Source organism: Modestobacter sp. SYSU DS0657 (assembly GCF_054050925.1).
In genome coordinates this window covers 1-6,570 of record NZ_JBJHAG010000053.1, presented here as the reverse complement: position 1 = coordinate 6,570, position 6,570 = coordinate 1, and the positions used below count along the sequence as shown (strand labels likewise).

Below are 6,570 nucleotides of genomic sequence, written 5' to 3'. Positions count from 1 at the left end.
CCCCCCCCCCCCCCCCCCCCCCCCCCCCCCCCCCCCCCCCCCCCCCCCCCCCCCCCCCCCCCCCCCCCCCCCCCCCCCCCCCCCCCCCCCCCCCCCCCCCCCCCCCCCCCCCCCCCCCCACGACTGTGCGGAGCACAGCTCCCGGGGCTCAGCCGTCGATCGGCCGGGCGCCGAGCTGGGCGCGGAGCAGCGCCAGCGCGGCCTGCTCGGCGTCGACCGCCGGGGTGTGCTCGTCCGAGCCGGGGGCGGCGTCGCGCTCGGCCATCAGCTCATTGGCCTCGGCGGTCTCCGCCGCCTCGGCGGCGGCCCGGGCGGCCTCCGGGGTGACCGGCGGGCTCCCCGGAGCCGGCGCGCCGGGCTGGTCGACGACGGCCTGCACCTTCCAGCGCACGCCCAGCAGCTCCTCCAGCGCCGAACGCAGCACGTCCTTGTTCAGGTCGTCGCCGATCCGCCGGGCCAGCGCCGGCGAGGTGGTGCTCAACGTGAGCGTGCCGGCCGCCAGGTCGTGCACCTGCGCGTTCTTCAGCAGCGCCTCGGTGGTGCGCTTGTGCCGCTTGACCACGGCCATCAGCTCCGGCCAGATCCGCCGGACGTCGGCGGTGGTCAGCTGACCGTCGTCGGCGCCCGGCTCCGGCGTGGCCGAGACGACCGGCGTCGGCTCGCCGCCCCGCGGGGCGGGGGCGGACTCGGCTGCCGCGCGCTGCGGGGCGGGCCGGCTCGCCGGGGCCGCCGGCCGGCTCGGCTGCGGCCAGTCCTCGTCGTCGGTGGGCTCCGGCGGCAGCGGGATGTCCGGCTCGCCGGTCGCCGCGGGACGCCGGCGCTCCTCCGGCGCGGGGGCCGGAGCGGCCGGGGTGGGCGCCGCCGCGGCCGGACGCGCGGACGCGCCCGAGCCGGGACGCGCGGTGACCGGCCAGCCGTCCGCGCCTTCCTCGACCTTCGGCGCAGCCGGGGCCGGGGCCGAGGTCGGCGCAGCTGGAGCCGGGGCGGGGGCAGGCCGCTCGGCCACCGGCGCGGGAGCCGCGGCCCGGGCCGGCTCGGCCGAGCGCTGGGACGGGCGCACGTACGCCGGGCGGGAGCCCGCGGCCTCCGCCGCGGGCTCCCGCACCGGTGCGGCGGGCTCGCGCGCCCGAGCCGGCGCCTCGCGGACCGGCGCAGCGGCCTCCCGGACCGGCGCGGCGACCGCCTCGGCCGGCCGGCCGGCGTGCTCGCCGGCGATGGACATCCGCCGCTCCAGCCGCTCGAGGCGCTGCAGGGTGGCGGTGGCCGAGCCGTCGACGCCGGGCAGCAGCATCCGCGCGCAGACCAGCTCCAGCAGCAGCCGCGGCGCCGTCGTCCCGCGCATCTCGGTGAGGCCCTCGTGCACCGTGTCGGCCAGCCGGGACAGCGTGGCGGCGCCCAGGGCCTGCGCCTGGCGGGTCATCAGGTCGAGCCGGTCGGGCGGGCAGTCGAGCAGTCCGTTGCCGCCGGCCTCGGGGACGGCGTTGAGCACGATCAGGTCGCGCAGCCGGTCGAGCAGGTCGGTGGCGAACCGCCGTGGGTCGTGCCCGGCCTCCACCACCCGGTCGACGGCCTGGAAGACCCCCGGGGCGTCGGAGGCGGCCAGCGCGTCGACGGTCTCGTCGAGCAGCGCCTCGTCGGTGACGCCGAGCAGGCCCACCGCCTCGCGGTAGGTGACGCCGTCCTCGCCGGCGCCGGCCAGCAGCTGGTCCAGGATCGACAGCGAGTCGCGCACCGACCCGCCGCCGGCCCGCACGACCAGCGGGAAGACCGTGGGCTCGACCTGCACGCCCTCGGCGGCGCAGGTCCTCTCCAGCAGCCCGCGCAGCGTGCTCGGCGGCACCAGCCGGAACGGGTAGTGGTGGGTGCGCGACCGGATGGTCGGCAGCACCTTCTCCGGCTCGGTCGTCGCGAAGACGAAGACCAGGAACTCCGGCGGTTCCTCGACCACCTTGAGCAGGGCGTTGAAGCCCTGCGTGGTGACCATGTGCGCCTCGTCGACGATGTAGACCTTGTAGCGGCTGTGCACCGGGGCGAAAAACGCGCGCTCGCGCAGCTCGCGGGCGTCGTCGACGCCGCCGTGGCTGGCCGCGTCGATCTCGATGACGTCGATCGACCCGGGACCGTCGGGGGCCAGGGAGATGCACGAGGCGCAGACGCCGCACGGGGTCGACGTCGGGCCCTGCTCGCAGTTCAGCGAGCGGGCCAGGATCCGCGCCGAGGAGGTCTTGCCGCACCCGCGCGGGCCGCTGAAGAGGTAGGCGTGGTTGATCCGCCCGCCGTCGACGGCGTTCACCAGCGGGGTGGTGACGTGCTCCTGCCCGACCACCTCGGCGAAGGTCGCCGGGCGGTACTTGCGGTAGAGCGCCAGAGCCACGCCGCGAGGTTACGTGCCGGCACCGACGTGCGGGGCGAGCCTCTGGACGAGGCCGGGAGGTCACTGGGTCAGGCGCAGGAACAGCTCCACCGCACCGCGGTCCTCGACCCGGACGAAACCCAGGTCCGGCGGCTCGATGCCGAAGTCGGCGAAGACCACCGGCAGCGCGCCGGAGACCTCCACGCCCTCGGCGGTGCGGACCACCGACAGGTCCGCCGTCACCGGCCGGGTCGTGCCGGCCAGCGTGAGCTCCCCGGTCACCGGCACGGTCACCGGGGTCCCGGTCAGCTCGGGCAGGTCGGCCGGCTCGGTCACGGTGAACGTCGCGGTCGGGTTCGCGGCGACGTCCATCACGTCATCCCGGAAGTAGCCGTCCCGCCGGTCGCTGTCGGTGGTAATCGAGGCGACGTCGACGGTCACCTCCGCCGCGGTCAGGTCCCCGCCCTCGACGACGACGGAGCCGGTGACCTCCTCGGTGGTGCCGGCCACGGTGACGTCGGCGCCGTTGAGCACCTCGTCGACCCGGTAGCCGGCGGTGGAGCCGGGTCCGACCGTCCAGGTGCCGTCGGTGTCCGCGGTCAGCTCGGCGTCCTCGGGCTGGGCCTGCACGGTGGGCGCGGGCGCGGCGTCGTCCTGCAGCGCGGCGTAGACCAGCGGGCCGACGACGGCCCCGGCCACCACCACGAGCACGGCTGCGAGAACGATCCACCAGGTGCGACGACGGGCCATGACCGGCTCCCCTCCTCGGGCGTGCGGTCAGTGCACCGCACCGACCTGGGAGGAGGCTGGGAGAACGCAAGGGACCCCCCGCACACCCGCCAGAGCCTGCTTATCCTTGCTGCCTTCCGGCCCTGGGGAGGTTCACAGGGTGACGCCGTACGAGGGGTCGGGTCCCACTGTAGAGGACGCCGGGCACCCGGCTGCCGCCCCTCCGGTCCGCGGCTAGGCTCCCGCGCCATGCTCACGGCTGCGCCGACCCCGTCGGCCCGCGGCTTCGTCCTCGTCGTCCTCGCCGCTCTGTGCTGGGGCACGTCCGGGGTGAGCGGCGACCTGGTCGCCCGGAGGAGCGGCCTCGACCCGCTCGACATCGCCTGGCACCGGATGGCGATCGGCGCGGCCGCCCTGCTGGCCGTGCACGTGCTGACCCGCCGGCGGCGGCCCACCCCGCGGCCGCCGCTGACCGCACGGGTGCGCACCCGGCTGGTGCTGGTCGGCACGTGCCTGGCGGTGTACCAGAGCGCCTACTTCGCCGCGGTCGCCACGGCCGGCGTGAGCATCGCCACCCTGGTCGCGCTCGGCCTCGCGCCACTGCTGGTCGCGATCGGCGGGGCGGTGCTCGGGCAGGGCCGGCCCGACCGGGCGACGATGGCCGCCCTGGCGGTGGCGCTGGTCGGGCTGGTGCTGCTGGTCGGGGTGTCGGCCGGCGCGGACGCCGGGGACACGGTGCTGCTGGGTGCGCTCGCCGCGGTGGGCTGCGCGGTGGCCTACGCCGGGGTGGTGCTGGCCTCGGCCGGGGTGCCCGACGGCGTGCCGACGACGACGGCCGGGTTCACCCTCGGCGCGCTGCTGCTCACCCCGGTGGCGCTGGCCACCGGCCTGGACCTGACCGGCGACCCGCTGGCGCTGGGCACGCTGGTCTACCTGGGCCTGGTGCCCAGCGCGCTGGCCTACGGCCTGTTCTTCACCGGGGTGCGGACCGTGCCCGCGGCGATCGCCTCGATCGTGACGCTGCTCGAGCCGCTGACCGCGACGGCGCTGGCCACCGCGGTGCTCGGCGAGCGGCTCACCCCGACCGCGCTGGCCGGGGGAGCCCTGATGCTCGGCGCCGTGACGGCGCTCTACCTGCGGAGGATGGGAGATTCGAACTCCCGAGGGCTTGCACCCAACCCGCTTTCCAAGCGAGCGCCATAGGCCACTAGGCGAATCCTCCAGTGCCGGGCAGTCTACCGGGCAGCCGTGCGTGCGTCAGCCGCCGCCCTCCGTCCCGCCCGGCCGGCGCACCAGGAGGGTGGTTGAGTGATCCGGACCGGAGGGCGACCACCGGCAGCCGAGCGACCCGGGAGGAGCCAGATGAGCGAGACCGAGCAGGTGCGTCCCGAGGTGGTGGCCGCGATCGTCACCGCCCTGCAGGAGACGGACCCGAGCAACCTCCCGGCCGACGCCACGCGCGCGGAGAAGGACGCCGCGAAGGACCGGTACCTCTCCGGGATGGTCGCCGAGCGCGCCCAGCGCGACCGGCAGACCCGGGCGTGGGAGCTGCTGCTGACCCGCAGCCACCACGAGGAGCCCCCGAGCTGGTCGCAGCTGTTCGACGAGCTGCCCGAGGCGTCGCTGAGCGAGCTGGGCGAGCTGTACGACGCCCTGCCCGAGGGGGCCCAGGCCGAGTACGCCCGCCGGTACGGGGCCCCGGCCTCCGCCTGACCCCAGTGCACGGACAGCTCTGCGCGGGACGGCGCCGGTGACCGCTCCTGGCTCACGGGTGGCCGGCCGCTACCTGCTGCGCGCGCGGCTCGGCGGCGGCTCGATGGGCGCGGTGTGGCTGGCCCGCGACGAGCTGCTGGGCCGCGACGTCGCGGTCAAGCAGGTGCTCATCCCGGCCGGCAGCGACCCCGAGGTCACCGCCGGCCACCGCGAGGCGGCGATGCGCGAGGGGCGGATCGCCGCCCGGCTGACCCACCCGCACGCCGTCGCCGTCTACGACATGGTCGACGACGGCGGCACGCCCTGGCTGGTGATGGAGTACCTGCCCTCGCGCAGCCTGGCCCAGGTGCTGCAGGCCAGCGGCACGCTGCCGGTGACCCAGGTGGCGCAGATCGGCGCGCAGGTGGCCGACGCACTGGCGGCGGTGCACGCCGCCGGGGTGGTGCACCGGGACGTCAAGCCGGGCAACGTGCTGATCGGTGAGGGCGAGCGCAGCGAGGGCCTGGTCAAGATCACCGACTTCGGCATCTCCCGGGCCACCGGCGACGTGTCGCTGACCCAGACCGGGGTGGTCAAGGGCACCCCGGCCTACCTCGCGCCCGAGGTGGCGCGCGGCCAGGAGCCGGACGAGGCCAGCGACGTCTTCTCCCTGGGCGCCACGCTCTACGCCTGCCTGGAGGGCACCCCGCCGTTCGGGATGACCGAGAACCCGCTGGAGATGCTCCACCGGGTGGCCGGCGGGGACTTCTCCCGGCCGCGGCACGCCGGGGCGCTCGGCCGGCCGCTGATGCGGATGCTGAACTCCGATCCGCGCAAGCGCCCCTCGATGACCCAGGTCCGCGACCAGCTGGCCCGGCTGGTGGCCGGCAAGGACGGCGACGTCACCGAGGTGCTCGCCGCCCGGACACCGCTGCCGCCGACGATGGCCGACCTGCGGGCGGTGGACGACGACGGTCGGCCGCTGCCCGCCCCCGCAGGGGCGCCGGCGCCACCGATCTCGGCCGCCGCGTCGTCGACCCCGAGCACCCCGCCCGCCGGGCCGCCGACCGGCGCCCGGCCGGTCGGCGGCGCCGGCGCACCGCCGGCTGCCCGTCGGCGGACGCTCCGGCGGGCCCTGGTGGCGCTGCTCGCGCTGCTGGTCGTCGGTGGGCTGGTCGGCGGGGGCTTCGCGCTGGCCGGGCGGGACGGCGCGGACGACCCCGCCCCGGTGGCGGAGAGCAGCGAGCCGGCACCGGACCCCACCTCCGACGCGCCGGCACCGCCGACCGAGGAGCCGACGCCGACGACAGCGGAGCCGACTCCGACGACGGAGGAGCCCCCGCCGGCGACGGAGGAGCCCCCGCCGGCCACCAGCGAGGCGCCCCCGGAGACCAGCGAGCCGGCTCCGCCGGAGACCAGCGAGCCGGCACCGCCCGCACCGGACAGCGCCGCCGCCGTGCGGGACGCCGTGCGCTCCTACTACGCGCTGCTGCCGGAGAACCCGCAGGCCGCGTGGGAGCGCACCGGGCCACGGCTGCGGGCCGCGATCGGCAGCCGCGAGGCCTACGTGCGCTTCTGGAACCGGTTCAGCGACGTGCGCCTGGGTGAGGTGCGGGCCGAGGACGGCTCGCTGTCGGCCAGCGCGCCGGTGACGTACGTGGAGCCCGACGGCGACAGGTTCCCCGAGCAGCACCGGATCACCCTGGTGCGCGGGGACGACGGCCGATTGCTCATCGACTACGACGAGCCGATCTGACCGGCACGCGAGAGGGGCGGCGCCCAGGCTGGGCGCCGCC

Annotated in this window: 4 protein-coding genes, 1 tRNA gene, 1 other RNA gene and 1 pseudogene; 3 read left to right on the top strand and 4 right to left on the bottom strand. The window is 77.0% G+C overall.

Annotation, left to right across the window (positions count from 1 at the left end; translation table 11 throughout):
• Window positions 1–148 precede the first annotated feature (148 nt).
• From ACI79A_RS19550 to ffs, 3 genes are all read right to left on the bottom strand, one after another.
• The gene (locus ACI79A_RS19550; protein WP_457085419.1) at window positions 149–2,374 is read right to left on the bottom strand and encodes a DNA polymerase III subunit gamma and tau; all 2,226 of its coding nucleotides are present in this window, start codon (window positions 2,372–2,374) and stop codon (window positions 149–151) included.
• Between the two features lie 60 nt (window positions 2,375–2,434).
• Window positions 2,435–3,103 (bottom strand): YceI family protein, encoded by a 669-nt coding sequence (locus ACI79A_RS19545; RefSeq protein WP_457085418.1) that lies wholly within the window; start codon window positions 3,101–3,103, stop codon window positions 2,435–2,437.
• 66 nt (window positions 3,104–3,169) lie between these two features.
• Window positions 3,170–3,265, bottom strand: an RNA gene (gene ffs / locus ACI79A_RS19540) — signal recognition particle sRNA small type.
• Window positions 3,266–3,331: 66 nt separating this feature from the next.
• On the opposite strand from ffs, the pseudogene ACI79A_RS19535 reads away from it, so the two are divergent.
• Window positions 3,332–4,153 (top strand): annotated as a pseudogene (locus tag ACI79A_RS19535) (DMT family transporter); the annotation flags it as partial.
• A gap of 66 nt (window positions 4,154–4,219) precedes the next feature.
• Here ACI79A_RS19535 and ACI79A_RS19530 read toward each other — a convergent pair.
• A tRNA-Ser gene (locus ACI79A_RS19530) sits at window positions 4,220–4,304 on the bottom strand.
• A 140-nt stretch (window positions 4,305–4,444) separates the two neighbouring features.
• On the opposite strand from ACI79A_RS19530, the gene ACI79A_RS19525 reads away from it, so the two are divergent.
• Together ACI79A_RS19525 and ACI79A_RS19520 are read left to right on the top strand one after the other, a co-directional pair.
• Complete coding sequence (locus tag ACI79A_RS19525) at window positions 4,445–4,795, top strand: hypothetical protein (RefSeq protein WP_457085417.1); 351 nt, start codon at window positions 4,445–4,447, stop codon at window positions 4,793–4,795.
• Window positions 4,796–4,832: 37 nt separating this feature from the next.
• The gene (locus ACI79A_RS19520) at window positions 4,833–6,530 is read left to right on the top strand and encodes a serine/threonine-protein kinase (RefSeq protein WP_457085416.1); all 1,698 of its coding nucleotides are present in this window, start codon (window positions 4,833–4,835) and stop codon (window positions 6,528–6,530) included.
• The last annotated feature ends 40 nt before the right edge of the window (window positions 6,531–6,570 follow it).